Genomic DNA, 25619 nt, shown 5'->3' with positions numbered 1-25619 from the left:
CTTAACAACATCAAATTAATATCCATAAAAAATAACGAAGGGCAGAACTCAAGCTTCTTCATCCATCGCATTGGAATATAACTTCACACCCAATTTGATTCGGTCACGGCCTTGGCTCATACGCCAGCGATTGGTATCGCGCAGTGAATAGACACAGCCGCAGTATTCCTGCTGATAAAATTCTTCTTTTTTACTGATTTCCAGCATACGTACAGCACCGCCATTTTTACGCCAGTTATAGTCCCAATAGGTTATTCCGTCATAATGTGAAGCTGAACGATGCCCGCAGTCATTAATCTGCTGCATATTTTTCCAGCGTGAAATACCCAATGAACTGCTGATTAGGCTAAAGCCATGTTCTGCCGCATATAATGCAGTACGTTCAAAGCGCATATCAAAACACATGGTACAGCGGAGGCCTTTTTCAGGCTCATTTTCATAGCTTTAGCGCGAGCAAACCAATTGTCTGGCTCATAGTCAGAGTCAATAAACGGAATGTTATGTTTCTCGGCAAAGCGGATATTTTCCTCTTTACGGATTTCATATTCTTTCACAGGATGAATATTGGGATTGTAAAAGAAAATTGAAAAATCGATACCTGATCCAATTAATGTTTCCATGACTTCGCCAAAGCATGGTGCACAGCAAGAGTGGAGTAAAAGCTTGTCATGACCTACTGGGAGAGTCAGTGTCTGAGGTTCTAATTTATTAGACATGATTTTAAGAAGGTATAAGTATAAACCGAATATTTTAGCGATTCCTTAACATACCAAAGCTCGAATATGCTGATTTTTTCTAAGTACAAGTTGAGTCATATTCAGTATATTGACTAAAAAGCTGAAACGACATGAATATATGCTTATTTCATATTTTGTTTATCTATTTATGGCAAGGTTTAAGAACTTTATAGCTCAGGACAAAAGTATATTAGTGTTACAGATTCAATATTAAAACAATTAGTGATTTGATCTTTTTTCATTTTAAAGTTAGAAAAATTCACCCTAATGAATAAATCGCTAAATTTTGAGAGTGGAGATTTTGAGCCAATCTGTACGATTCTACACATTTCAGATGTGTGTTTGAATGAAAAAATTTTCATTGAATTTTTTTTAAGCCCTTATTTATATTAAATAAAATTTAAATGCTACCTGGGTGGCAGTTTTTTTATCGCCAGTTGAATGATGCATAGTTGAAGAAAATTCATTGTATTTAAATCTTAAACATGAATTTATCTCACTTTGAGTTGAGGTTAAATCATTTTTATTCATCTTAAGTTTCACGTATAAATTACTTCATACAGAAATTTTGATTATTTTTAATTTTAGGGTAGTGAATCTCCATGAGTCATAAATTTGCATGTTCAATCAAACGTATTCGCTTTGATGAAAACTATGAGCCAGCAGACAATACACGTCTAACAACGAACTTTGCCAATTTGGCACGTGGTGAACACCGTGAAGAGAATCTGCGCCGTACTTTGGCAATGATTAATAACCGTTTCAATAGTTTAGCTACTTGTGACAACCCAAATGCGGATCGTTATTCACTTGAAATTGACATCATTTCCGCTGAACTCGATGTAGAGGGTAATGGTCAAACTTTCCCGTTTATTGAAACTTTAAAAAGCACCATCATCGACCATAAAACCAATGAACGCATTGAAGGCATGATCGGCAACAGTTTTTCATCGTATGTACGTGACTATGACTTCAGCGTAGTATTACCAGCACTCGGTTGCAAATTCAATGAAAAACCTGAAGATTTTGGCGATTTGCACGGCAAGCTTTATCAACACTTGATCAATTCAGAAGTATTCAAAGCTGAATTTAAAAAACAGCCTGTGATTTGCTTAAGTGTTTCAACGACAAAAACTTATTACCGTACTGCAAATGTACATCCGATCTTAGGTGTGGAATACACCAATGATGACCATTCACGTACCGATGACTATTTTGCAAAAATGGGCTTAAGTGTTCGTTACTTCAAACCTGAAAATGCGACTGCACCATTGGCATTCTATTCAGCAAATAACTTGCTTAGCGACTATACAGATTTCGAACTGATCAGCGCGATCAGCACCATGGAAAGCTTCCAAAAAATCTACCGTCCTGAAATTTACAATACCAATGCGACAGCAGGTTTAGTGTATCAACCAAGCTTAAGCTTTGGCGATTACTCATTAACCCGTATTGTGTACGACCGTGTTGAACGTGGCCAGTTGGCGGTTAAACAGGGCAAATGGACGGAAGAGAACTTTATCCAGCCATATAAAGACATTCTGAATGAGTGGGCGGCTAATTTTAGTATTGAAAATGCAGATGCAGCTTAATTTTAAATCACGCAAATAGATGAAACACGGGTGAGTTAAACCACCCGTTTTAAAGAAAATAGAGATAGAAGATCGAATATGGCCATTTTACTCCCAACTTCAACTGCTGGCAGCTTACCTAAACCGTCTTGGCTAGCTGAACCTGAAAAATTGTGGTCAGCATGGAAGCTTGAAGGCGAAGAATTATTAGATGCAAAACGTGATGCGTTGGAATTATCTTTGCATGAACAAATCCATGCAGGCATTGATATTGTCAGTGATGGTGAACAAACCCGTCAGCATTTTGTAACCACGTTTATTGAACATCTTGAAGGTGTAGATTTCGAAAAGCGTGAAACGATGCGTATTCGTAATCGTTATGATGCAAGTGTACCGTCTGTGGTTGGTGAAGTATCTCGTAAGAAAGCAGTGTTTGTTGATGATGCAAAATTCTTACGCAGCCAAACCAATCAGCCGATCAAATGGGCTTTGCCAGGCCCGATGACGATGATTGATACTTTGTATGATGGTCATTACAAGAGCCGTGAAAAATTGGCTTGGGAATTTGCTAAAATCCTGAATCAAGAAGCTTTAGAGCTTGAAGCGGCAGGCGTAGATATCATTCAATTTGATGAGCCTGCGTTTAACGTATTTTTTGATGAAGTCAATGACTGGGGTATTGCGACATTAGAGCGTGCGCTTGAAGGTTTGAAATGCGAAACAGCCGTTCATATTTGCTATGGTTATGGCATTAAAGCCAATACCGATTGGAAACAAACCTTGGGTAATGAATGGCGCCAATACGAAGAATCATTCCCGAAACTGCAGCAATCGAAGCTGGATATCATCTCACTTGAATGCCAAAACTCTCGTGTACCCATGGATTTAATTGAACTCATCCGCGGTAAAAAAGTGATGGTTGGCGCAATTGATGTAGCAACCAATCAAGTTGAAACAGCAGAAGAAGTAGCAAATACATTACGCAAAGCATTGCAATTTGTAGATGCCGACAAGCTATATCCTTCAACAAACTGCGGTATGGCGCCTTTACCTCGCCAAGTGGCGCAAGGCAAACTAAATGCGTTAAGCGCAGGCGCTGCCATTATTCGTCAAGAATTGACCGCATAAATTCGAGCTGACTCGGTTTCATGTAAGGGCAATAAGGAAATTAAATTTGCTATTGCCCAAACCTGAGAAAGAGATAAGCCATATAGACCATTGAGATTGAAGAGATGATTGAAGCAACTGATTTTAGAAATGCAATGTCTTTATTGACGACTGCAGTCAACGTGATTACGACTGAGGGTGAAGCAGGCATGCATGGATTTACAGCATCAGCCGTATGCAGTGTGACAGATACACCGCCAACTTTGCTGGTTTGTATGAATCAATCATCTCGTTCTCATGCGCATTTTCTTGAAAATAAAGTTCTGTCTGTCAATGTTTTAGGCGCACAGCATGAGCAAATTTCCAATGCCTTTGCTTCAAGCAAATTCAATTCGGAAGAGCGTTTTAAATTGGGTTCTTGGACCACATTAGAAACAGGTTCACCAATATTAAAAGATGCTTTGGTCGGTTTCGATTGTCAGATTGAACAGATTCAAGAAGTGGGTACGCACAGTGTGTTTATGTGCCGTGTGGTTGCAATCAAGCAAAGTCAGCAGGAGGAAAGCTTGGTATATTTCAACCGCGCTTATCATGCTGTGGGTCAAGTGGAGTTGGCTTAAACCAGTCAGACTTCTTCAATACATCTCTTTAAAAGTATCTATTTCGTGGAACTCATTACTTTCTTAATTATTGGCGCATTTGCTGGTTTTGCTGCAGGGCTGTTTGGCGTTGGCGGCGGTACCATCATTGTGCCATTGCTCTATATTGTTTTTAGCCAAATGGGCTATAGCCCCGATGTGATTATGCATTTGGCGCTCGGCACATCTTTGGCTACGATTGTTGTGACATCGATCAGCTCCTTGATGGCGCACAATAAAAATGGTGCTGTGATTTGGCCTGTATTTAAAAATTTAGCTCCGTCTATGGCGATTGGTTGTTTTGCAGGCGCGGGTATTGCAGGCTGGCTGTCAGGCTTACATCTGCAAATGATTGTCGGTGTGTTTTTACTTTGGGTGGCTTATACCATGTTTATGGGTGCAAAAAAGCCAGTCGATCCAAATAAAACACTACCATCTACAGCTAAACAAATTGCAGCAGGTTCGGGTATCGGCGTTGCATCGGCCATCTTCGGGATTGGCGGCGGCAGTATTACGGTACCGTATTTAACGGCAAATGGCGTGGTGATGCAAAAAGCGGTCGGGACGTCTGCGGCTTGCGGTTTACCCATTGCCATTGCTGGTGCATTAGGCTTTATGTTTTTTGGTATGCAACAGCAAGTTGAAATTCCAAATACCATTGGCTTTATTCATATCTATGCCTTTTTGGGCATTAGTGTGATGAGTTTCTTTACGGCTAAATATGGCGCGAAAACTGCGCATGCGCTTTCACCAGCAGTACTGAAAAAATGTTTTGCTGTGCTGTTATGTATTGTTGGATGCTTTTTTCTAGTGAAAGGCATTTTATAGAAGCCGACTGATCACAGTTAATTCATTCGAAACGTATGCTCTAGTGTGCAACAGCAAGCTAGAGCATTTTTATCTATAGCAATTTAAGTCTTTAAAATTTCAGAGATATTATTTAAAAACTTCATTTTAAAACTGACATTTCAAAGCTCTGTGCTTTTAGAAAAAACATTAATAATCACAATACCCAATAAAATAAAGGCCAAACCAATCATGGCAGGCAGGTCTAAATTTTGTTTAAACACAATCCAGCCCACACAAGAAATCAGTACAATGCCTGCAGCAGACCACATGGCGTAGGCCAATCCCATTGGAATCGATTTAAAGGTCAAACCTAAAAAGAAGAGTGCAATGGCATAGCCCAATACGGTAAAAATAATCGGTACTAGTTCAGTAAAGCCATTGCTGGCTTTTAAGGCGGACGTGGCAATCACTTCAGCAATGATTGCGATGAGCAAATATATAAACGACATTGATTTCCTATAGACATTCTACGGCATGGTACAAGAGGTGCTGTTTTTCATTTTGCAACCAATCTGTACTTTCTGTCGTGGTATCAGTGCGACGCTGAAATGCATAATGTGGAACATAAATATCCACCTCGAACATCAGCTGTATTGCTTGACCATTAATAATGACGTTTTGCATTAAATGTGTTTCATCAATAACTTTGAAATGATCAAAGTTAAGTGGTTGATCTTGCTGAGATGAAGTCGTTGTATAGTGCTTATGCAGACCATCTACAGCGATAGATACTTCAAAGCTTTCAATCACCGTTTCATACATAGTAGGTGCAGATGATATATCGATGCTGGCAACAGTTTGCTGATCTGTAGGTAAACGACTCAGTGCAAAGGCCACATGCTTATCACAAATAATTAAACCGCCATCCATCTGCAATGGCTGATGGCTTTCTACATCTAAAGCTGACTTCAAGCGCAGGCCTAAAAATAACCCTTCATGCACTTGTTGACGCCAGTCTTCGACATACGCATTGCTTGGAGAGAATTCTAAAATACAGTTGCCAATCGCATGTAGTTTTGCAGGTTCTGGCCATTGCACATGATTTTGATAATTTGAGTGTGCTTTAACGTCCCAAGACAATAATTGTTGTTTAGCATCCCATAGGGTGTTACCAATCCAGCCTTGACGCTCATTCACTGGCGTATTTTCTTGGCTTTTTAAACGTAGATCGATGGTGAAACTACGTGACTGAAACCAATACACAATGGTCTTTTCATCCGTCAAACCATTTGAAAAACTAATGCTTTTACGGCGAAAAGCACCATATAAATAGTCTGGAATAGGACCTGAAACCTCTTGGCTGGCTGGAAGTTGTGCTAAAGCCTGAAATAGATTCATGCGCTTGCTCCTTGTGCTTCTGTATTTTCATCCATACCAAATGATGACAATGGCACAGCATTTCTAAGACTTAGCTCTCCTGAAGCGATACGTTTTTTGAGATAACTAAAGGTTTGCGCGGTTTGATTAAATAAATGTTCGCCACCAATTAGGGGCTGATATTTGGGCGCTTCAGTAGAATGTACAGGCTCAATGATCGTGTCGTAATTGCATGCACAGAACAGAGGGAAAGAGTAGCGCTCTTCAGAGACTTTTTTAACACGGTGCTTGGTGGCCAAATATTTGCCATTCGACAAAATTTCCATCATGTCGCCAATATTCATCACCAAAGTATTTTCAATCAATGGAATATCCATCCATTCACCTTGTTTATTTAATACTTGTAAACCTGGTGCCGTCGGCAAGAGCAGTGTAAAGCACTCATAATCTGTATGCGCGCCAATACCTTCGGCATCTTTCACTTCAGGGTTATAGGGATAATGGATTAGACGCAGTTGGCTGGTCGGATGGGTAATTTTGCAATCAAAAAAATGCTCATCTACATTCAATGCTAAAGCAAAGGCCTGAAAAATCTGCTCGCTAATACTGCGTAAATGGCAGTAATAATCACAGACCGTACTCTTAAATGTGGCGTCATCTGGCCATAACGTAGGGCCCAGCAAGGGAAATGCCGTCGTTTCGCCGTGGTAATCATAATTGATGTCATAGGCTTCTTTTAAGTCATAGCTGTTGCCTACAAACTGTTCTTCACCAATTGGCACATAGCCACTGTGATTTTTCGACAGCCCAATAAAGTGTTGCATTTTACTGGCAGTATCTTGTTGGAAATAGCGCTTTGCCACCTGAATCAATGATGTCGCAAAATCAAAATTGAACTGATCACCTTTTAAATATAGAAAACCAACATCTTTACAGGCTTGATCCAAAGCGGTTGCTACTTCTAAACGCTCTGACAATTCCGTGCTTTGCATTTTTGAAATATCAACAAGTGGCAAAACATAAGATTCATTCATCTTCAATTCCTATAAAGTTGGCCGTCCAACGCTGTAGTTACATCATTTAGGCCGTCCTAAAGATGAAGAGGGATTAATCCAGTTATTTTTGTGTACTGACTTGGGTCATACGCGGAATTTTCGGTAAGTTCTCCATTGCAGGGTCGAGCTCGTCTTCCTGCGCATGTACCAAGAAATCCACCCGTTCGCGCAGTTGTTTAAATTCAGGGCTCAGCATGAGTTCAGGATTACGAGGACGGGGCAAATCGACCTCAATAATTTCTTTAATTTCACCAGGATTGGCTTTGAGCGCCACAATACGATCCGCCAATAAAATCGCTTCATCCATATCATGTGTCACAAAAATAATCGTGATATCAATGTTTTGCCAAAGATCCATTAAATGTTTTTGCATTTTTTGACGGGTATGCGGGTCAAGCGCGCCAAACGGCTCATCCATCAATAATATTTTGGGTTCATTGACCAATGCGCGGGCAATGGCAACGCGCTGTTTCATCCCACCAGAAAGCTGATGCGGGTACTGATCTTGGTATTTTTCTAGACCAATAATATCAATCCATTCGCGGGCGCTGGATTCAGCCGAAGCATTGCTGGCACCCTTCATTAAAGGGCCGAACATCACATTTTCTTTGACCGTTTTCCATGGAAAAAGCGTGTAGCCTTGAAACACCATGCCACGCTCAGGGCTTGGGCCTTCAATGGCTTGGCCATCGACCAGCAATTCACCGCTACTGTAAGGGTCAAGTCCAGCCACAATTCGGCTAAAGGTCGATTTACCGCAACCCGATGGGCCAATCACGCAGATAAATTCACGTTTATGAATCTTTAAATCCAACTGATTTAAAATAGTGCGTTCAGTTTTGCCGTGCTTAAAACTTTGTGTAAGTTTTTTTGCTTCTAAAATGACAGGGCGTGCATAAATTGCATCGAAATAAGTGCTGGCATTAAACTCTGTGCTGTTCATTATTTTGCTCCTGCTTTCCATTTAAATAGACGTTGACCGAGTTTCATTAGCACTACATCGCATACCAAACCAATCACTCCAATGATGAGGATCGCGGCATAGACATTGTCAAAGTTTTGGTAACGCGCTTGTTGGGTGATAAACCATGTAATCCCAGATGTTGTGCCGATTAGTTCAGATACGATCAGATAAGTCCAAGCCCAGCCCAGCAATACACGTAGGTCGCGGTAAATGTCAGGAAGCGCCGCCGGAATCACCACATGAAATAAGCTTTTCATTTTATTGGTACCCAGCGTAAAACCTGCTTCAATCAAGCCACGGTCAACCATCCGTGTGGTATTGGCGATAATTAGAATTTGCTGAAATAGCGTCCCGATCACGATAATGGCGATTTTAGGTGCATCATTAATGCCTAAAATCGCAACGGCCAAAGCGCCAAAAGCAGGAGCGGGCAAGTAGCGAAAAAACTCAACAAAGGGTTCGGTCAGTTGAGATATTTTTTGAGAAAAACCGCAAAGAATACCGAGCGGAATACCGATGAGAGAGGCAATAAAAAATGCGCTGAACACAATTTTAATACTGTGCCATAAGCTTTGATGAAACCATGGGGCATCAGGTTGGGCAGGCGGGGTAATAAAGGCTGTAACCAGCGCTTTTGCCACTTCATGCGGTGCAGGTAGATAGATTGGATTGACCAGTTTACCTTGAGGTGGCGCTAAACCAGCATTGACCGCAGATTGCGCTTCGGCATAAAACACCGCTTTGTCTACACGGCTATCCACCTGAAAATAAGGCACACTGCCTGACTGCGTAATTTGCACCTGCGGGTGCCATAAAAATGGCAAATAACTCACTGCACACCAAATGAGCACAGGAATTAAAAATGATCCTAAGCCAAGCAATAGCTTACTTTTTGGACTGAGCTCTCTTGCGACATAACCCATACTGACCAAGCCCCAATATTACTTTTTTAATAAAACGTAATACTGTTAAGCAATTTGAATGCCAAACGTGTTTATGCCGTCATTTATTGGACTTAAGCCAAGTTAGATAGGCTATAAACAGCAAAAAGCCTGCAAAAGTAGCAGGCGATATCATTTTTTTGATCGATACTGATGCCAAAATGTACTTTTATGGCGCAAGCAATTGCAAAAAAAGTTTTTTCATTCCTTCACTCGAACCCGCTTTAATCAGTTGATACTGCTCAGGTACACGCTGATAATCTGCTTTCGGGTCGATATAAAATGCACGGCAGTTGGCTGGGATTTCGTGAATCAATCCAGCCACAGGATAGACAGCCAGACTCGTACCAATCACAATAAAAATATCTGCTGTTTGCACACTCACACTTGCATCTTCGTAGGCAGGAACTGCTTCGCCAAACCAGACTACATGTGGCCGTAAAGGATATCCTTCAGGGCATTTATCAGTATCTAAGTTTAAATCAGCACCTTCAATGGGAAACAATTCCTGCGTATATTGCGCCTGAGGGCCAGAGCTTTTTGCGTAACGAATATTTCCATGCAGATGTAGTACATTTTGACTGCCTGCACGTTCATGTAGGTCATCAATATTTTGAGTAATGACTTGTACATCAAAAAAATCATCGAGTTCAGCAATTAATTTATGCGCTGCATTTGGCTCTGCGGCTAAAATATGTTTACGGCGTTCATTATAAAAACGCTGTACTAAAGAAGGGTCACGTGCCCAAGCTTCAGGTGTGGCCACATCTTCAATACGATGCTGTTCCCAAAGACCATCACTGTCACGGAAAGTATTGATGCCGCTTTCTGCGCTCATGCCGGCACCTGAAAACACCACAATTTTTTGCATAGATATATAGCCTTATATTTTAATTGATGCGTCCATTAGGCACGGTTACATGTATTGAATGGATGATTCAGCGAATTTACTGTACTCAAAATATAGCGATTACTTCAACTGATCTGGTGCAATTCTTGTAGCACCCAATCGACAAATTTTTGTATTTGCGGTGAACTGTCTTGGCTCGAATGGACTAAATAATATTTTCGGCTACCGTGCAGTTTTTTATTTGATGCAATCACCAATTCTTTTTTTCTCAGTTCAGCTTCAATCAGCATTTGTGGAATCAGTGCCATACCCATGCCATGACTGGCGGCCACAGAAAGCATAGAAAATAGTTCATGTCGCTGACCATCAAATGGTTTGGGATGCTGAAGCTGATGGGCTTGAAACCATTCTTGCCAAATACTTGGACGGGTTGTTTGCTGTAATAAGGGAAATTGAAGTAACTCTTCATCGCTTAAATTAAAACTGTGATCATCGGTCATTTACGCAAGTGGAAAGTTGTTTTCAATCAATTTGGGGGAACAAACGGGAACCACTTCTTCATCCATTAAATAATGCGCTTGAATACCCGGCCAATGCTCAATTTGCTGTTGCGTTCCTGCAAAAATCGCCGCGTCAAAGACATTTTCATTAAACAAAAAAGGTTTGGTACTGGTTTCTAAATGCACGGTAATTTCAGGATGCTGCGCATTTAATTTATGTAATTTTGGCAACAGCCAACGTGTGGCAAAGGTTGGCACAACGCCCAGCTTTAAAGTGCCGCCCAAGCCTTTGTGCATCATAATATCTGAAGTGCTTTTTTCGATACCTTGCAAAAAGGGTTTAATACTTTTTGCATATTGCTTGCCTGCTTCTGTGAGATCGACACCGTGACGTGTTCTGCTAAATAGCATTACACCTAAATATTCTTCAAGCTGTTGAATTTGGCGCGACACGGCACTTTGCGTAATAAATAACTCTTGGGAAGCATGCGTATAACTCGCGTGTTTTGCAGCAGATTCAAAGCAAATTAAGCTTTGCAATGACGGAATATTGCGCCGCATAGATAAAGTCCTTTTTATCGATAGGTATCACAAAATGGCATATAAGAATGATTTTCATATACCACTATAGTCTATAAATAAAGCAATCCGCAGTTCAAATCAGTGGCTAAAGTGCTTAACACGCTGTGAGCCAAGCTTAGGTATGCGAAAGGCGCATATCTACATGCAAATTAATCGTTTGAATGAATCACTTTTCACACATAGCATCAAATAAAACAACGAAAACCTGAAAAAGCAGAGGATGCGATGAATCAAATGGTCAATGTAAAAAAGGCAAAAGTACAATTTAACTGGCAAGACCCGTTTCTTTTGGAACAGCAATTAACTGAAGAAGAACGCATGGTCCGTGATACTGCACATGCTTACTGCCAAGAGCGTTTACAGCCACGTGTACTCGAACAATTTCGACATGAAAAAACTGATGCATCAATTTTCCGAGAAATGGGTGAGCTTGGCTTACTTGGCCCAACGATTCCAGAGCAATACGGCGGCGCAGGTCTAAACTATGTTAGCTATGGATTAGTTGCACGTGAAATTGAATATGTAGATTCTGGCTACCGCTCTATGGCCAGCGTGCAAAGTTCTTTGGTGATGGTGCCAATTAATGAATTTGGCTCTGAAGAGCAAAAACAGAAATACCTGCCAAAGTTGGCAACAGGCGAGTACATTGGCTGTTTCGGCCTGACTGAGCCTGATCATGGCTCTGACCCGGGTAGCATGATTACTCGTGCAAAAAAAGTGGATGGTGGTTACCGTCTAACTGGCGCAAAAATGTGGATTACCAACAGCCCAATTGCCGATGTGTTTGTGGTTTGGGCGAAAGAAGTATCGCCTGAAGGTCATGTAGGAGACATTCGCGGATTTATTTTAGAAAAAGGCTGGGACGGTCTATCAGCGCCTGCGATTCACGGTAAAGTTGGCTTACGTGCATCAATTACCGGTGAAATTGTCATGGACAATGTCTTTGTTCCTGAAGAGAACGCTTTTCCAGAAGTACGTGGTTTAAAAGGCCCATTTACCTGTCTAAACAGTGCACGTTATGGTATCGCTTGGGGCGCAATGGGCGCAGCTGAGTTCTGCTGGCATACAGCGCACCAATACACCATGGACCGTAAACAGTTTGGCCGACCATTGGCAGCGAATCAGTTAATTCAAAAGAAATTGGCGGATATGCAAACTGAGATTGCCTTGGGGCTACAAGCTGCGCTTCGCTTTGGACGTATGAAAGATGAAGGTTTAGCTGCAGTAGAAGGCACATCACTCATTAAACGTAACAACTGTGGCAAGGCTTTAGATATTGCCCGTGTAGCGCGTGACATGATGGGCGGAAATGGTATTTCTGATGAGTTTGGTGTTGCCCGCCATTTGGTTAACCTCGAAGTCGTCAACACTTATGAAGGCACACATGATGTACATGCACTGATTCTAGGTCGTGCGCAAACAGGCATCGCGGCTTTTGGTAACTAATTGAATTATATATCGATAAGGTGCTCTGCATAGAGTGCCTTAGAGACTTTTTATGTAAAAATAAACTTAATCAATAAAGGATTCATCGTGAAACACTCTTGTAACTCTGTGCAATAGCCTGAGCAGTGATGAAATAAAAAGAATAAAAAAGGCAAATGTGCAGACATAGGAATGCCGATGACTCATTTGGGAAAATGAGGAACAAGGAAATGAATAACGAAATGCAAAACGGAGCAGGAACGCTCAAATTGCCTTCTAACGTGGGCACGATGCATCGGATTACCAGCAACACTTGGAAAATGGCCTTTATTTTTGCCTTTATTTCCTTGGTGATTGATGGTGTAGACATCATGTTGCTGTCATTCAGCCTGACCAGTTTAAAGGCTGAATTTGGTTTAAGTACATTTCAAGCTGGAATGCTCGGTAGTTCTTCTTTAGCAGGGATGGCGCTGGGTGGTATTTCGGGTGGATGGGCGTGCGATAAATTCGGCCGTGTGAAAACCATTGCTTGGTCGGTCGTATTTTTCTCGATCATGACCTGTATCTTAGGCTTTACCCAAAGCTATGAACAATTTTTAATTTTACGTTTTATTGGCGCTTTTGGACTGGGTTCTCTTTACATGGCGTGTAATACGCTCATGGCAGAATATGTGCCAACCAAATATCGAACAACGGTACTTGGGACTTTGCAAACCGGTCAAACCGTGGGTTATATCGTTGCAACGCTGCTGGCGGGTGCCATTATTCCAGATCACGGCTGGCGGATGCTATTTTATGTCACCATTATTCCTGCTGCTTTTGCCCTGATCTTTATGCGTTTTGTTCCTGAACCAAAATCTTGGCAGGAAGCAAAAATTGAGCAGATAAAACGCCGTGAATTAAAGCTTGAACCTGTACAGCAGCAAGCTGCAGCCAAGCAAAACGCACCTTCTGAAAGCATTTATAAACGTATTTTTGGACATACCAATCATCGCAAAATGTTTTTCCTTTGGATGTCGACCGCTGCATTTCTACAATTCGGTTATTACGGTGTCAACAATTGGATGCCAACGTATTTAGAAACTGAACTCAGCATGAACTTTAAAGCCATGACTGGCTATATGGTAGGTGCATATACCGCCATGATTTTGGGTAAAATTTTAGCAGGCTATGCCGCTGACAAGTTCGGACGTCGTATTACCTTTGTGTTTGGTACGGTAGCTACGGCAGCATTCTTACCGATCATCATTTTCTATAACACACCAACCAACATCGCCTATTTACTCGTAACTTTCGGTTTCCTATACGGTATTCCATACGGTGTAAATGCAACTTATATGGCAGAAAGCTTCTCGACGGATGTACGCGGTACGGCTATTGGCGGTGCTTACAATATGGGACGTTTAGGCGCAGCCATAGCACCAGCAACCATTGGTATGATTGCCGCTGGCGGATCATTCACCATGGCCTTTATTGTAATGGGTGCTGCTTACTTTATTGCAGGTGTTATTCCAGGCTTGTTCATCCGTGAACGCCAATATGACCCACAGCAAGCATCACTTTCTTCAGATGCGGAAAAAGAAAAACTGGCAAGTTTAGATACACATGTTGCTGATGCAGAGCAAAAAGCGTCTGCAAAAACTGCAACAGTAAAATAATTAAAAATATCTGTGCCATAGCTCAATACTATGGCACATCTGGAGTGAACTATGGGTGCATTAAAAGGAATTCGCGTATTGGACTTAAGCCGTGTTTTGGCAGGTCCTTGGTGCGGTCAAATATTGGCTGATTTAGGTGCAGAGGTAATCAAAATTGAGCGTCCTAAAGTCGGGGATGATACCCGTATGTGGGGACCACCTTGGATGCCAAATCAGCAAGGTCAAGCGACGAAAGAATCAGGCTATTACCAATGTGCGAACCGCAATAAATATTCTGTAGCCATTGATATTGCTAGTGAAGAAGGGCAAGCCCTAGTCCGTGAAATTGCTAAAACGGCAGATGTCGTGATTGAAAACTACAAAGCAGGCTCACTTGCCAAATATGGTTTGGATTATGCATCGCTCAGTGCGCTAAATCCAAATATCGTATATTGCTCAATTACAGGTTTTGGTCAGGATGGGCCACGCGCGGAAGAACCAGGCTATGACTTTATTATTCAAGGCATGTCAGGTCTGATGAGTATTACTGGTGAAGCTGATGATGTGATGGGTGGCGGAGCACAAAAGGTGGGGGTCGCTGTGGTCGATATTCAGACCGGACTGTACTCAACCATTGCTATTCAGGCGGCATTGTTGGCGCGGCAACATACTGGACGCGGTCAATATATTGATATGTCATTACTCGATGTACAGGTAGCGGCTTTGGCCAATCAAGGTATGAACTATTTGACCTCGGGCAAAGCACCCAAGCGCATGGGAAATAATCACCCGAATATTGTACCGTATCAAACCTTTAAAGCTAAAGATAAAGAATTTATTATTGCCTGTGGTAATGACAAACAATTTAAAGATTTGTGTATTGCGATTGGCTATACAGAACTGCTAGATCAACCAAACTATTTACGTAATCAAGATCGAGTGAAGCACCGTGAAGAATTAATTCCATTATTGAGTGCTTATTTTCTCACTCAAGATGCTCAAGTTTGGGTTGATGCGATTCATGCGGTAAAAGTGCCAGTGGGTGTAATCAACTCTGTAGAAGATGCATTAAATGAACCGCAAATTCAACATCGTCAAATGGTGGTGAATATTCCACATGCTTTAAATCATGATTTTAAAGTGATTGGATCACCGATGAAATTATCTGATACGCCTGTAGAATACCGTCATGCACCACCGCAGTTAGGGCAGCACACAATCGAAATTTTGTCCCAATTTAAAACTGAAGCTGAATTAAATGAATTGGCTGCACAAGGCATCATTGATCAACTCAATCATCCTGCAGCTTAAAATTTCATGGGATTATTCTTCAAACTATTCTTCAATATATGGGCTTAAACGCCTATGTGGAATGAGTGGAGTTAAAAGTTTAGACCGAAGGACTCCAATACTTCGGTCTTTTTCAATATCAATATTCATTTACGGAGTGCTTTTAATGTTAATTTTCTAGATAAAGTATAATTATTCATTAAAGCTTGGGCCTGCAATACGGTCTTTATTTTTTCGTATGAAAGAGATGTCCATACTTTTGCGCCTTGATATTTTTTCTTTAAGCTATAACATTCAAATTCTGGATTATACACAAACCAATTTCCGCAATGCTGCACGCAATAAGCATTTATATGCCTATTTTTCAAGTCTACTAATTGCACAGCAAGATCATCGATACCACCTCCATTGATGAGAGTATAAGCCTTCAAACGAAATAAAGCCCTGCACAATGGCAAGGCTCTATTTTAATAACATTACATTGAATTTGTTCAGCTGCTTATTATTGCTGTATAAAATTCTGCAAAGCCTGATTAAATGCATCTGGCTGTTCGATGTTTGAAATATGCGATGCATTAATTTCAAATAATTGGCTATTTGCAATGCGTTCTTGCATGAATTGACCATCTGCAACTGTAGTTACAGGGTCTTGTTGACCTGCAATAATTAATACAGGTACGTGAATAGACGAGATTTCATTGCGTAAATCCGCTTTAGCCAAAGCTTCACAACAACTTGCATAACCTTCTGGGCTGCCAGCTCCGAGGTCGTTACTCAAAGATTGTACAGTTGCCGTGTTACTTTGGATAAAGGGTTCTGTAAACCATCGTGATGCTGCCGTTTCTGCAATTGGTTTCAGACCTTGTTGACGGACTAACTGTGCACGTTCATTCCAAGCTGATTCTTGCCCAATTTTTGCAGCGGTATTGCATACAATGACATGGTTAAAGCGTTCAGGATGATGTATTGCAAGCCATTGACCTGTTAAACCACCCATCGATATTCCACAAAATGTGGCTTGTTGAATATTTAAATGATCCAATAAATGGATGACATCTGTACCCAATTGATCAAGGCTATATGGCCCTTGAGGGGCAGAAGATGCACCATGACCACGTGTATCATAACAAATGACAAAATAATCCTGCTGCAGCGCCTCTATCTGAGGCTGCCACATGTTGAACTTTGTGCCTAAAGAATTAGAAAACACAATCGCAGGTCGTATGTGGTCACCAAAGGTTGCGTAATTAATCGTTGCATCATTGGATATAAATGTAGGCATGTTTTGAATCCTTAATTTTATAAATCCCCCTAAATCCCCCCTTTGATAAGGTGGACTTTTATTGAGGATTAAACACGTTCAATAATCAAAGCGATGCCTTGACCGACACCAATGCACATCGAACAGAGGGCATATTGACCTGAAATTTCCTCAAGCTGATTTAATGCAGTCGTGACTAAACGTGCTCCAGATGCGCCTAATGGATGACCCAAAGCAATAGCGCCCCCGTTTGGATTAACATGTTTAGCACCATCTTCTAAACCTAATTCACGGGTAACCGCTAAGGCTTGAGCCGCAAAAGCTTCATTCAGCTCGATTACATCCATTTGTTCAAGGCTTAGACCTGTTTGAGCTAACAACTTTTTTATGGCAGGCGCAGGACCAAAGCCCATGATTTTGGGTTCAACACCCACCACCGTTGCCGCAATAATTTTGGCCCGTGGCTTTAACTTAAATTTGTTGACAGCATTATCTGAAGCAATCAGTAGTGCAGCTGCACCATCATTGATCCCTGAAGCATTGCCCGCAGTTACCGTCCCATCAGCTTTCACCACAGGTTTGAGTTTTGCTAAGCCTTCTGCCGTCGTCGATGCACGTGGATGCTCATCTGTATCGACTATCAGTGGGTCGCCTTTACGCTGTGGAATGACGACAGGGATGATTTCTTTCTCAAAAAAACCATTGGCCTGTGCAGCGGCTGTACGGCGCTGACTTTCTAAGGCAAAAGCATCTTGATCAGCACGGTTAATGTTGAATTGTTCTGCCACATTTTCAGCGGTTTGAGGCATGGTTTCCACGCCATACATTTGCTTGAGTATTGGATTGATAAAACGCCAACCCATGGTGGTGTCTTCAATCTTTTGACTGCGTCCATAAGCACTTTCCGATTTACCCATAACAAAGGGCGCACGGGACATACTCTCTACACCGCCGGCAATAATTAAGTCTGCTTCATTTGCTTTAATTGCACGGGCTGCCATCGCAATCGCATCAAGTGATGAACCACAAAGTCGGTTTACAGTTGTAGCAGGAACTTGAAAAGGTACACCTGCAAGTAGCGACGACATTCGTGCAACATTACGGTTATCTTCACCGGCTTGGTTCGCACAGCCGTAAATCACGTCATCAACAGACTCCCAAGCAATACTTGGATTTCGCTGCATCAGTGCCTTAATAGGTAAGGCACCTAGGTCGTCGGTACGTACTGCTGCTAAACCGCCCGCATAGCGACCGAAAGGGGTACGGATTGCATCAATAATATAGGCATTTTTCATTTTATAAATCCTAAAAACTCAGCTCCTCCCTTTTAACGGGAGGTTGGGAGGGATTTACAGGAAGTTAATTTTTGAATATTAATCCTCCCTAAATCCCTCCTTTAATCAAGGAGGGACTTTTTGCTTTAAGCTGTCGTATCTATCAGCTTAGCACCTGTCATTAACTGTAATTCGTCAAAGCTCAAGCCCTCGACTTTTTCAATCACTTTCATGCCTTCAACCGTCACATCAATGACGCACAAATCTGTGTAAATACGATCGACACATTGCAGGCCTGTCGCAGGGTATGACAATTCAGCAACAATTTTCGGTTCACCTTTTTTGGTCACATGGTCTGTAGTAATAAAGACTTTTTTCGCCCCAACAGCCAAATCCATTGCACCACCTACAGCAGGAATTGCATCTGGCGCACCAGTATGCCAATTTGCTAAGTCACCATTTCGGGCAACCTGAAAAGCGCCTAATACTGCAATATCTAAATGCCCGCCACGCATCATGGCAAAAGAGTCACCATGGTGAAAAAAGCAGCCGCCCGTTTGCATAGTGACAAACTCTTTTCCTGCATTAATTAACTCAGGGTCTTCTTCGCCTTTAGCTGGAGGAGGACCAAAAGCCAAAAGTCCATTTTCTGAATGTAGAAAAACATCTTTATCTGTTGGTAAATAATTTGAAATTTTAGTGGGCAAGCCAATGCCTAAATTGACATAAGCACCATCTGGAATATCTTGTGCAACACGTTCTGCAATTTGATCACGGGTTAATTTGGTATAGCTCATGGTTCTTTCCTCACGTGATTTATGCAGATTGCTCAAGCTGTGCAGGTTGAACAGCCACAACATGTTGTACAAAAATGCCAGGGGTAATAATGTGCTCTGGGTCTAATGCACCAAGTTCAACAACTTCAGAAACCTGAGCAATTGTCACATCTGCTGCCATAGCCATAATGGGGCCAAAGTTACGCGCTGATTTGTTGTAAACCAAGTTGCCCCAGCGGTCGCCCTGATGTGCTTTGATTAAAGCAAAATCAGCTTTAATTGGATTTTCGAGGACGAAATCTTTGCCTTCATAATTGAGTGTAGGTTTGCCTTCTGCCAACAACGTACCAAAACCTGTTGGTGTATAAATTGGACCTAAACCCATGCCTGCCGCTTGAATACGGCAAGCCAAATTACCTTGTGGTACAAGCTCAAGTTCTATTTTTCCTGCACGGTATAGCTCATCGAACACCCAAGAGTCCGATTGGCGAGGGAAAGAACAGATCATCTTACGGACAGCACCAGCTTTGAGTAATTTAGCAAGTCCATAGTCACCATTACCTGCATTGTTGTTGACGATGATGAGATCTTTGATGCCAAGTTCAATCAGTCCATCAATCAGTTCAGCAGGCTGACCAGCCGTACCGAAGCCGCCAATCATAATGGTAGATCCATCCTTAATTTGAGAAAGTGCTTCTGTTAAGGAAGCGGTACTTTTATCAATCATGCTACGATCCTTCATCAAGAACGATAAAACTATTTACCTGACTAACCACTTCAGTCATACAAGGCAGATAATCTTTTATTTCAAATATTTACAAACTTAAAAATGCAGAAAATGGATTCCAATCATGTGTTACCCAATTGGAATCCAATCGCATCAGCTGTCATCACTACGAACAGAAGAGGGATGACGATTTAAAGCCATAACTTCAATATTCATATACGGGTAAAGGGGAAGCCCTTGTAAAATGTTGTGTAGCTCTTCATTGCTTTCAACATCAAAAATACTGATATTTGAATATTGACCGGTAATGCGCCAGATATGGCGCCATTTGCCTTGACGTTGTAGATCTTGTGAATAAGCCTTTTCTACAGCTTTAATTTCATTGGCTTTTTCGACTGGCATATCTAATGGAATATTGACATCCATGCGTACTTGGTAAAGCATTTCTTACTCCTAGCTAAATGTTATTTGCGACGTAAGTCATCAATTTTGTTTTCATCAATTTCAATCCCTAAACCTGCTGTGGTCGGAATCTTGAGTTCGAAATCTTGATATTTAAGTGGGGTTTTTAAAATTTCTTCAGTCAACAACAATGGACCAAAAAGCTCAGTGCCATAAGCTAAATTGTCAAAGGTCGAAAAAGCATGTGCCGATGCAATAGTGCCTACAGGACCTTCAAGCATGGTTCCACCGTATAAATCGATACCCGCAAGTTTGGCGATTTTTGAAACCTCACAGCCTTCGATTAAACCGCCAGACTGTGCAACTTTGACTGCAAAAACAGAGGCAGAATTGTGCCGAGCAAGTTGATATGCCGTTTGAGGCCCCATCAGTGATTCATCTGCCATAATGGCTATATCAAAACGACGAGTTAAACGGCGCATCGCGTCAATGTTATCGATTGCGCAAGGCTGCTCAATCAGGTCAACACCACCATCTTGTAACAACTGAATGCCTTTAATGGCATCTAATTCAGACCATGCACGGTTAACATCCACACGTATAGAAATGTCTGAACCTAACGCTTTTTTAATAGCTAAAACATGCTCAACATCAGCTTCAACGGGGCGTGAACCTATTTTGAGTTTGAAAATATTGTGTCGTTTTGCCGCAATCATCTTTTGTGCTTCGGCAATGTCTTTTTCCGTATTGCCAGATGCAAGTACCCAAAGAACAGGCAAGCTGTCACGTAAACGGCCGCCCAATACTTCACTTAAGGGCAGATTTAAACGCTGCGCCAAAATATCGAGTAGCGCCGTTTGAATGGCACATTTAGCAAAGCGATTGCCGTTAATACTACGTTTAATAGCTTGCATGGTTTGAGCAACATTCAAACCAGTGAGAGTTTTCAGTAAAGGACTAAAATAAGTTTCAATATTGGTACGAATGCTTTCAGGGCTTTCTTCACCATAGCCTAGACCACCAATCGTCGTCGCTTCACCCCAACCGATATAACCATCTTCGGTGGTGATTTTAATCAAAACAAGGGTTTGCGTTTGCATGGTTGCAACAGCCATCTTGTGCGGACGGATTGTTGGGATTTCCACGAGCAGGGTTTCAATCGACTTATACATCTTGCGTATTTCTTATCTATCCAACTATTTATATACCCTAATTTAATGTAATATCTTTAACTAGAGCGATTTTGGTATTTTTAGATACTTAAAAGGTATATAAATGGAATTAAGGCACTTACGTTACTTTGTCACCGTGGTTGAAGAGCAAAGTATTACCAAGGCAGCAGAAAAATTATGTATTGCTCAGCCACCTTTGAGCCGCCAAATTCAAAAACTTGAAGAAGAGCTGGGGATTACGTTGTTTGAGCGTGGTTCTAGACCCGTGAAAACCACAGAAGCAGGTATGTTTTTTTATGAGCATGCTGTGCAGATATTGACGCATACCGCCCAGGCCACAACCATGGCACAGCGGATTAATGCCGTCGATAAAACTGTCCGCATTGGTTATGTCAGTTCGCTTTTATACGCATTATTGCCACAAATTATTTATTTATTTCGACAACGCAACCCAGATATTCATGTTGAACTCATAGAATGTGGTACACGCGACCAGATTGAAGCCTTAAAAACCGGTCGAATTGATATTGGTTTTGGACGACTTCGATTAACAGATCCGTCTATTAAACGTGTTTTATTACGAAAAGAAGCGCTACGTTTAGCTATTCATAAAAATCATCATTTGGCTGAATTTAAAGACAAAGGCATTTATCTTTCTCAAATTTTAGATGAACCCATTTTTGCCTATCCAACGACACCGAAACCGAATTTTTCCACGCTCATTCAATCGATATTTACCGAATTAGGACTTGTACCTAAACATTTAACCGAAGTGCGTGAAATTCATATGGCTTTGGGCTTAGTGGCGTCGGGAGAGGGCATTTCCTTGATTCCTGAAAGTGCCAGTGATATTGGCATGCAAAATTTGATGTACATCCCAATCTTAGATTTGGAAGCCTATAGTCCAATCTCTTTGTCGGTACGCAATATGGATCATAGTAATTACATTCCAAAGATACTGGATTGCATTCGTGAAGTCTTCGTTGAAGAAAATATCGACTTACGCGCTATCGATGCAGATGCATAACTAAATTAAGGTTTCATGATCAATGCTGCATAAGATCCGCTGTTCAATGATAGAGTCTTATGGAACATCAACAAATTTAGCCCAAAGCATCCTGATAAATACAAGATTGTGCTATTTCAAAAACCTTTTCATCTTCAATATTTAATTGATCGTATTGCTGCATTTTTTGAATCATCCATTCAAAGTCTGAAGTTTGTGGCGCTTGGGTCTTGCCAAAATTTTGAATGATGCTTTTGATCCGATGAAAAGCCTCGACGTGAATCTGCTCAGAACAATCAAAACGGATGATGTGATATTGTTTTAACAAAGAAAATATTTCTGAGAAATGTGTTTGTTGAAGTAGATCGTTTTGTGCTTTTTGGATGGCAAGATTGATCGCCTTTAAGGTATTGGGATGTTTTTCTGCCCAATCATGAGTAAAAGCCAAAACCTTATCTGGTATAGGCTCAATAATATCTTGGCTATTGACGATGATACGACTATAGCCTTGTATTTCAGATTGCGTATTCCACGGCTCTCCGACACAGAATCCATCAATTCGTTGCGTTGATATTGCTTCCACCATATAAGGCGGTGGTAGAGTTGAAAAGGTCTGCGTTTGAGCGAGTTCTGTGTCGGCAAGTGCCAACCATTCTCTTAAAATATAATGATGAATCGAATGCTGAAAAACATGCGCCAACTGAATCTTTTGATTCTGCTTTATCGCAGATACGATTTTCTCTGCTGAATTAATTGGTAGATCTAATGCATGGATCTTTAATTCATAGTAGAGCTTTTGACTCAGACTAATATAAGCGCAATTGGTACTGAGCGTTAGTGAGGTTTGTAAGGGGATGCCGAGATGGTCTTTGCCCGTCACAGACGCAGGCAGCATGGCCGATAAACAGTGTGCTGCATCTAAAAAACCAAAAGCTAGACGGTCACGTAAACTTGCCCAAGACGGTTCTTGAGTTAGTGTGACATTCAAGCCTTGTTCAGCAAAATACCCTTGATGTTCTGCCCAGAGCAAAGCAACACAGTCAAGTAAAGGAATATAGCCCAATTGAATATCAGTTTTTTCAAGCTTTTGCATGGTTTATTCCTTAAATTGAGACTGTAACAGCGCTTGCGCATCAAGCAGTCGGCGCGCCATTTCACCCATCGTCATACGGTGACTCATGGCATTTTTTCTCAGCAAATTAAATGCTTGATCTTCGGTTAAACCATGCATTTGTATTAAAAGCACTTTGGCTTTTTCAATATCTTTTCGATCGGCCAATTTGCACTTGGTTTCAGCCAAATCATTCAGCAGTTTTTTATGCTTTTTATATTGTTCAATCGAAATTTCTAAAATGCTATTCAAACGTGCAGGGTCAATACCATCGACAATATATGCCGTGACACCCGCATCAATCGCGCTTCGGATGATTTCAAGACTCGAATTTTTAGTGAACAGAACAGTCGGTAAGTCAAATTGGCTGACACAGCTTTCAATGACATCGCGATGTGGATGATCCATATCCAATAAAATCACATCTGCCTGAATATTTTGCAGATATGACATATTTAAATGATCAATCATGAAACTGGCGACCACATCAAAGTCATGTTGAATTAATGAGGCTTGAATAAATTCAGCGCGTTCTTGATCATCATCAATTAGGGCTATTTTTAGTTTTGGCATGCAAACGCTCAGACAGAGCCAAACAAATACGTATTGAGTTTTCTAAGCAATTTAAATGCCAAATTTTAAGACAATACAAAATATAAATCTGCTTCTAAATTTTAGCTTGGTTATATGCACATTTTAAAATTGAACCATTTCCGTGCACTGATCTTGTGCAGGGCTGAACCACGTTTGAACATTCAGCCGCATCTCTATAGGCATATTGACTATCTATTTACCTTAATTCGCTTATTTTCGGATAGATCGGTGCTCAATGCTTAAATATAGAGATGAAATTTACGATTGAAATAAAAACTTGGCACGTATCGTGCTTAATACTTATTGAGTCAAAGAAGACTCTAAAAATTTGTTAGACGGCCAACGACGTCCGTTCTGATCGACTCTGTTATGTGTTAGCGACATAACCGAGTAATTCATGCGTTCAGTTCAGTCAGGAGAAGGTTATGTCTTCAAATTTAAATGCCAAAAAAGCCACAAAAATAAGTCTATTTAATTTTTCTTCAGCAGCAATGCGGGCCTTCCACATGAGTTGGCTCGCATTCTTTGTTTGCTTCTTTGCATGGTTTGCCTGTGCACCGTTGATGCCAGTGATTGCTGGCGAATTTCACCTCACGAAAGATCAAATTGCCAATATTAATATTGCCGCTGTTGCGATCACGATTTTAGTCCGTCTGATCGTTGGTCCTTTATGTGATAAATATGGCCCGCGTAAAACCTATACAGCTTTATTAATCATCGGCAGTATTCCAGTCTTTGGTGTCGCTTCTGCGAGCAGCTATGAATCCTTTCTTTTCTTCCGCTTGCTGATCGGCGCGATTGGCGCAAGCTTCGTCATCACTCAATACCATACAAGCATTATGTTTGCGCCTAATGTTGTGGGTACAGCCAATGCTGCAACAGCAGGCTGGGGCAATGCAGGCGGCGGTGCAACTCAAGCCCTTATGCCTTTACTGCTTGGCGCACTCGTTATGTTTGGTGTAGAGCAAGCGATGGGCTGGCGTATTGCGCTGATTGTACCCGGTGTGATGATGCTGATTGTTGGTGCGCTTTACTGGAAGTTCACACAAGACTGTCCGCAAGGCAACTTTAAAGAACTTCGCGAACAAGGCATCAGTGTTGGCAGTGACAAAAAAGGCGGCTTGGCAATTCTAATGCATGCAGCACGCAATTACCGTGTATGGATTCTATTTGGCGCTTACGCAGCTTGTTTCGGTATTGAAATCTTTATTCACAACATTGTAGCAATGTACTACGTCGACCATTTCAGCTTTGGATTAAAAGAGGCGGGTATGGCAGCAGGTATCTTTGGTTTGCTTGCATTGTTTGCTCGTGCGCTTGGCGGCATTGTTTCGGACAAAGTAGCGACTAAAAAAGGCTTGGATGGCCGTACCAAAGTGTTATTTGCCATGATTCTGCTAGAAGGCTTATTCCTGATTGTCTTCTCACAAATGAATACTGCAGTGCTTGCAATCCTTGCAATGACAGTCTTTGCGCTCTTCACACATATGGCGTGCGGTGCTACCTATGCGCTGGTGCCATTCATTGACCGTGATGCTTTAGGCGGCGTGGCAGGCATTATCGGTGCAGGCGGTAACGTAGGTGCAGTGGCTGCAGGCTTCTTGCTTAAAGGCATGCTGGATATTCAAACCACGCTTATGGTGTTGGGCGGTCTAGTGGTTATCGCTGCAAGCTGTGTACTGATGATCCGCTTCTCTGTAGAGCATAAAGAAAAAGAACAGCGCCTATTTGAACAAGCTGTAAATGAACGAAATTTAGCTGAAGCTCAAAACTAATACTGAAAGTTGCCTCTAAACAAAACATAGCGCTTTAGGGGCAAACAAAAAAAAATTG

The 25619-nt window shown here is 41.5% G+C and carries 24 protein-coding genes and 2 pseudogenes; 9 read left to right on the top strand and 17 right to left on the bottom strand.

Annotated elements, in window-relative coordinates; genetic code table 11:
- Nucleotides 1–48: 48 nt before the first annotated feature.
- Nucleotides 49–716, bottom strand: a pseudogene (locus FTU83_RS08680) (epoxyqueuosine reductase QueH).
- A gap of 623 nt (nucleotides 717–1339) precedes the next feature.
- On the opposite strand from FTU83_RS08680, the gene FTU83_RS08675 reads away from it, so the two are divergent.
- The 4 genes from FTU83_RS08675 (at nucleotide 1340) to FTU83_RS08660 (ending at nucleotide 4881) form a co-directional block, all read left to right on the top strand.
- Nucleotides 1340–2329: a putative oxygenase MesX gene (locus FTU83_RS08675; RefSeq protein WP_180106110.1), complete on the top strand. Its 990-nt coding sequence runs from the start codon at nucleotides 1340–1342 to the stop codon at nucleotides 2327–2329.
- A gap of 78 nt (nucleotides 2330–2407) precedes the next feature.
- Nucleotides 2408–3436 (top strand): methionine synthase, encoded by a 1029-nt coding sequence (locus tag FTU83_RS08670; protein WP_180106108.1) that lies wholly within the window; start codon nucleotides 2408–2410, stop codon nucleotides 3434–3436.
- Between the two features lie 104 nt (nucleotides 3437–3540).
- Entirely contained in the window at nucleotides 3541–4035 is a 495-nt protein-coding gene (locus tag FTU83_RS08665; RefSeq protein WP_180106106.1) for a flavin reductase, read from the top strand.
- Between the two features lie 45 nt (nucleotides 4036–4080).
- Entirely contained in the window at nucleotides 4081–4881 is an 801-nt protein-coding gene (locus FTU83_RS08660) for a sulfite exporter TauE/SafE family protein (protein ID WP_180021809.1), read from the top strand.
- A 140-nt stretch (nucleotides 4882–5021) separates the two neighbouring features.
- Here FTU83_RS08660 and FTU83_RS08655 read toward each other — a convergent pair whose 3' ends face one another.
- The 7 genes and pseudogenes from FTU83_RS08655 to FTU83_RS08625 form a co-directional block, all read right to left on the bottom strand.
- Nucleotides 5022–5351, bottom strand: coding sequence for a multidrug efflux SMR transporter (locus tag FTU83_RS08655; RefSeq protein WP_168377505.1), 330 nt, complete (start codon nucleotides 5349–5351; stop codon nucleotides 5022–5024).
- A gap of 7 nt (nucleotides 5352–5358) precedes the next feature.
- A complete protein-coding gene (locus FTU83_RS08650; protein WP_180021811.1) occupies nucleotides 5359–6240 on the bottom strand; it encodes a hypothetical protein in 882 nt (293 codons plus the stop codon).
- Complete coding sequence (locus FTU83_RS08645; RefSeq protein WP_180106104.1) at nucleotides 6237–7253, bottom strand: isopenicillin N synthase family oxygenase; 1017 nt, start codon at nucleotides 7251–7253, stop codon at nucleotides 6237–6239. The genes FTU83_RS08650 and FTU83_RS08645 overlap by 4 nt, the downstream gene beginning before the upstream one ends.
- Before the next feature lie 82 nt (nucleotides 7254–7335).
- Entirely contained in the window at nucleotides 7336–8217 is an 882-nt protein-coding gene (locus FTU83_RS08640) for an ABC transporter ATP-binding protein (protein ID WP_180064230.1), read from the bottom strand.
- Nucleotides 8217–9161: an ABC transporter permease gene (locus tag FTU83_RS08635; protein WP_121530792.1), complete on the bottom strand. Its 945-nt coding sequence runs from the start codon at nucleotides 9159–9161 to the stop codon at nucleotides 8217–8219. Before FTU83_RS08635 ends, FTU83_RS08640 begins: the two co-directional genes overlap by 1 nt.
- A 187-nt stretch (nucleotides 9162–9348) precedes the next feature.
- Nucleotides 9349–10050 carry a Sir2 family NAD-dependent protein deacetylase gene (locus tag FTU83_RS08630; RefSeq protein ID WP_180106102.1) on the bottom strand — a complete coding sequence of 234 codons (702 nt, stop codon included), beginning with the start codon at nucleotides 10048–10050 and terminating at the stop codon, nucleotides 9349–9351.
- A 104-nt stretch (nucleotides 10051–10154) separates the two neighbouring features.
- Nucleotides 10155–11090: pseudogene (locus tag FTU83_RS08625) on the bottom strand (LysR substrate-binding domain-containing protein).
- Nucleotides 11091–11336: 246 nt separating this feature from the next.
- Between FTU83_RS08625 and FTU83_RS08620 the strand changes: the two are divergent.
- The 3 genes from FTU83_RS08620 (at nucleotide 11337) to FTU83_RS08610 (ending at nucleotide 15484) form a co-directional block, all read left to right on the top strand.
- A complete protein-coding gene (locus FTU83_RS08620) occupies nucleotides 11337–12557 on the top strand; it encodes an acyl-CoA dehydrogenase (RefSeq protein ID WP_180054767.1) in 1221 nt (406 codons plus the stop codon).
- Nucleotides 12558–12766: 209 nt separating this feature from the next.
- Nucleotides 12767–14194 carry an MFS transporter gene (locus FTU83_RS08615; protein WP_180106100.1) on the top strand — a complete coding sequence of 476 codons (1428 nt, stop codon included), beginning with the start codon at nucleotides 12767–12769 and terminating at the stop codon, nucleotides 14192–14194.
- A 51-nt stretch (nucleotides 14195–14245) separates the two neighbouring features.
- Nucleotides 14246–15484 carry a CaiB/BaiF CoA-transferase family protein gene (locus tag FTU83_RS08610; RefSeq protein ID WP_180106099.1) on the top strand — a complete coding sequence of 413 codons (1239 nt, stop codon included), beginning with the start codon at nucleotides 14246–14248 and terminating at the stop codon, nucleotides 15482–15484.
- A 125-nt stretch (nucleotides 15485–15609) separates the two neighbouring features.
- Here FTU83_RS08610 and FTU83_RS08605 read toward each other — a convergent pair whose 3' ends face one another.
- The 7 genes from FTU83_RS08605 to FTU83_RS08575 all read right to left on the bottom strand — a co-directional run bounded on the left by FTU83_RS08605 (nucleotide 15610) and on the right by FTU83_RS08575 (nucleotide 21075).
- Nucleotides 15610–15894 (bottom strand): hypothetical protein, encoded by a 285-nt coding sequence (locus FTU83_RS08605; protein WP_257222556.1) that lies wholly within the window; start codon nucleotides 15892–15894, stop codon nucleotides 15610–15612.
- 71 nt (nucleotides 15895–15965) lie between these two features.
- Nucleotides 15966–16745: a 3-oxoadipate enol-lactonase gene (pcaD, locus tag FTU83_RS08600; RefSeq protein WP_180106098.1), complete on the bottom strand. Its 780-nt coding sequence runs from the start codon at nucleotides 16743–16745 to the stop codon at nucleotides 15966–15968.
- 68 nt (nucleotides 16746–16813) lie between these two features.
- Nucleotides 16814–18019: a 3-oxoadipyl-CoA thiolase gene (gene pcaF, locus FTU83_RS08595; RefSeq protein ID WP_180106097.1), complete on the bottom strand. Its 1206-nt coding sequence runs from the start codon at nucleotides 18017–18019 to the stop codon at nucleotides 16814–16816.
- Nucleotides 18020–18144: 125 nt separating this feature from the next.
- A complete protein-coding gene (locus tag FTU83_RS08590) occupies nucleotides 18145–18795 on the bottom strand; it encodes a 3-oxoacid CoA-transferase subunit B (RefSeq protein WP_180106096.1) in 651 nt (216 codons plus the stop codon).
- A 19-nt stretch (nucleotides 18796–18814) separates the two neighbouring features.
- The gene (locus FTU83_RS08585) at nucleotides 18815–19501 is read right to left on the bottom strand and encodes a 3-oxoacid CoA-transferase subunit A (RefSeq protein WP_078193765.1); all 687 of its coding nucleotides are present in this window, start codon (nucleotides 19499–19501) and stop codon (nucleotides 18815–18817) included.
- Nucleotides 19502–19654: 153 nt separating this feature from the next.
- Nucleotides 19655–19945: a muconolactone Delta-isomerase gene (gene catC / locus FTU83_RS08580; protein WP_180021835.1), complete on the bottom strand. Its 291-nt coding sequence runs from the start codon at nucleotides 19943–19945 to the stop codon at nucleotides 19655–19657.
- Between the two features lie 20 nt (nucleotides 19946–19965).
- Nucleotides 19966–21075, bottom strand: coding sequence for a muconate/chloromuconate family cycloisomerase (locus tag FTU83_RS08575; protein WP_180106095.1), 1110 nt, complete (start codon nucleotides 21073–21075; stop codon nucleotides 19966–19968).
- Nucleotides 21076–21178: 103 nt separating this feature from the next.
- Between FTU83_RS08575 and catM the strand changes: the two genes are divergently transcribed.
- Nucleotides 21179–22102 (top strand): cis,cis-muconate-binding transcription regulator CatM, encoded by a 924-nt coding sequence (catM, locus tag FTU83_RS08570; protein WP_180106094.1) that lies wholly within the window; start codon nucleotides 21179–21181, stop codon nucleotides 22100–22102.
- 76 nt (nucleotides 22103–22178) lie between these two features.
- Here catM and FTU83_RS08565 read toward each other — a convergent pair whose 3' ends face one another.
- Together FTU83_RS08565 and FTU83_RS08560 are read right to left on the bottom strand one after the other, a co-directional pair.
- Nucleotides 22179–23174, bottom strand: a complete 996-nt coding sequence (locus tag FTU83_RS08565) for an ABC transporter substrate-binding protein (RefSeq protein ID WP_180106093.1) — start codon at nucleotides 23172–23174, stop codon at nucleotides 22179–22181.
- A gap of 3 nt (nucleotides 23175–23177) precedes the next feature.
- Nucleotides 23178–23765, bottom strand: coding sequence for an ANTAR domain-containing response regulator (locus FTU83_RS08560; protein WP_078190882.1), 588 nt, complete (start codon nucleotides 23763–23765; stop codon nucleotides 23178–23180).
- 446 nt (nucleotides 23766–24211) lie between these two features.
- On the opposite strand from FTU83_RS08560, the gene FTU83_RS08555 reads away from it, so the two are divergent.
- Nucleotides 24212–25561: an MFS transporter gene (locus FTU83_RS08555; RefSeq protein ID WP_180009439.1), complete on the top strand. Its 1350-nt coding sequence runs from the start codon at nucleotides 24212–24214 to the stop codon at nucleotides 25559–25561.
- Nucleotides 25562–25619 lie beyond the last annotated feature (58 nt).

Source organism: Acinetobacter sp. YH12152, from assembly GCF_013418285.1.
Classification (GTDB): domain Bacteria; phylum Pseudomonadota; class Gammaproteobacteria; order Pseudomonadales; family Moraxellaceae; genus Acinetobacter; species Acinetobacter amyesii.
This window is presented reverse-complemented; position numbering and strand designations above follow the sequence as displayed.

What these genes read in the sequence shown, in the direction of transcription:
- FTU83_RS08590 (WP_180106096.1), bottom strand. Translation starts at nt 18,795, where the DNA reads ATGAGCTATACCAAATTAACCCGTGATCAAATTGCAGAACGTGTTGCA.
- pcaD (WP_180106098.1), bottom strand. Translation starts at nt 16,745, where the DNA reads ATGCCTACATTTATATCCAATGATGCAACGATTAATTACGCAACCTTT.
- FTU83_RS08675 (WP_180106110.1), top strand. Translation starts at nt 1,340, where the DNA reads ATGAGTCATAAATTTGCATGTTCAATCAAACGTATTCGCTTTGATGAA.
- FTU83_RS08655 (WP_168377505.1), bottom strand. Translation starts at nt 5,351, where the DNA reads ATGTCGTTTATATATTTGCTCATCGCAATCATTGCTGAAGTGATTGCC.
- pcaF (WP_180106097.1), bottom strand. Translation starts at nt 18,019, where the DNA reads ATGAAAAATGCCTATATTATTGATGCAATCCGTACCCCTTTCGGTCGC.
- FTU83_RS08670 (WP_180106108.1), top strand. Translation starts at nt 2,408, where the DNA reads ATGGCCATTTTACTCCCAACTTCAACTGCTGGCAGCTTACCTAAACCG.
- FTU83_RS08615 (WP_180106100.1), top strand. Translation starts at nt 12,767, where the DNA reads ATGAATAACGAAATGCAAAACGGAGCAGGAACGCTCAAATTGCCTTCT.
- FTU83_RS08585 (WP_078193765.1), bottom strand. Translation starts at nt 19,501, where the DNA reads ATGATTGATAAAAGTACCGCTTCCTTAACAGAAGCACTTTCTCAAATT.
- FTU83_RS08560 (WP_078190882.1), bottom strand. Translation starts at nt 23,765, where the DNA reads ATGCCAAAACTAAAAATAGCCCTAATTGATGATGATCAAGAACGCGCT.
- FTU83_RS08640 (WP_180064230.1), bottom strand. Translation starts at nt 8,217, where the DNA reads ATGAACAGCACAGAGTTTAATGCCAGCACTTATTTCGATGCAATTTAT.
- FTU83_RS08555 (WP_180009439.1), top strand. Translation starts at nt 24,212, where the DNA reads ATGTCTTCAAATTTAAATGCCAAAAAAGCCACAAAAATAAGTCTATTT.
- FTU83_RS08650 (WP_180021811.1), bottom strand. Translation starts at nt 6,240, where the DNA reads ATGAATCTATTTCAGGCTTTAGCACAACTTCCAGCCAGCCAAGAGGTT.
- FTU83_RS08610 (WP_180106099.1), top strand. Translation starts at nt 14,246, where the DNA reads ATGGGTGCATTAAAAGGAATTCGCGTATTGGACTTAAGCCGTGTTTTG.
- catM (WP_180106094.1), top strand. Translation starts at nt 21,179, where the DNA reads ATGGAATTAAGGCACTTACGTTACTTTGTCACCGTGGTTGAAGAGCAA.
- catC (WP_180021835.1), bottom strand. Translation starts at nt 19,945, where the DNA reads ATGCTTTACCAAGTACGCATGGATGTCAATATTCCATTAGATATGCCA.
- FTU83_RS08645 (WP_180106104.1), bottom strand. Translation starts at nt 7,253, where the DNA reads ATGAATGAATCTTATGTTTTGCCACTTGTTGATATTTCAAAAATGCAA.
- FTU83_RS08620 (WP_180054767.1), top strand. Translation starts at nt 11,337, where the DNA reads ATGAATCAAATGGTCAATGTAAAAAAGGCAAAAGTACAATTTAACTGG.
- FTU83_RS08575 (WP_180106095.1), bottom strand. Translation starts at nt 21,075, where the DNA reads ATGTATAAGTCGATTGAAACCCTGCTCGTGGAAATCCCAACAATCCGT.
- FTU83_RS08635 (WP_121530792.1), bottom strand. Translation starts at nt 9,161, where the DNA reads ATGGGTTATGTCGCAAGAGAGCTCAGTCCAAAAAGTAAGCTATTGCTT.
- FTU83_RS08630 (WP_180106102.1), bottom strand. Translation starts at nt 10,050, where the DNA reads ATGCAAAAAATTGTGGTGTTTTCAGGTGCCGGCATGAGCGCAGAAAGC.
- FTU83_RS08565 (WP_180106093.1), bottom strand. Translation starts at nt 23,174, where the DNA reads ATGCAAAAGCTTGAAAAAACTGATATTCAATTGGGCTATATTCCTTTA.
- FTU83_RS08665 (WP_180106106.1), top strand. Translation starts at nt 3,541, where the DNA reads ATGATTGAAGCAACTGATTTTAGAAATGCAATGTCTTTATTGACGACT.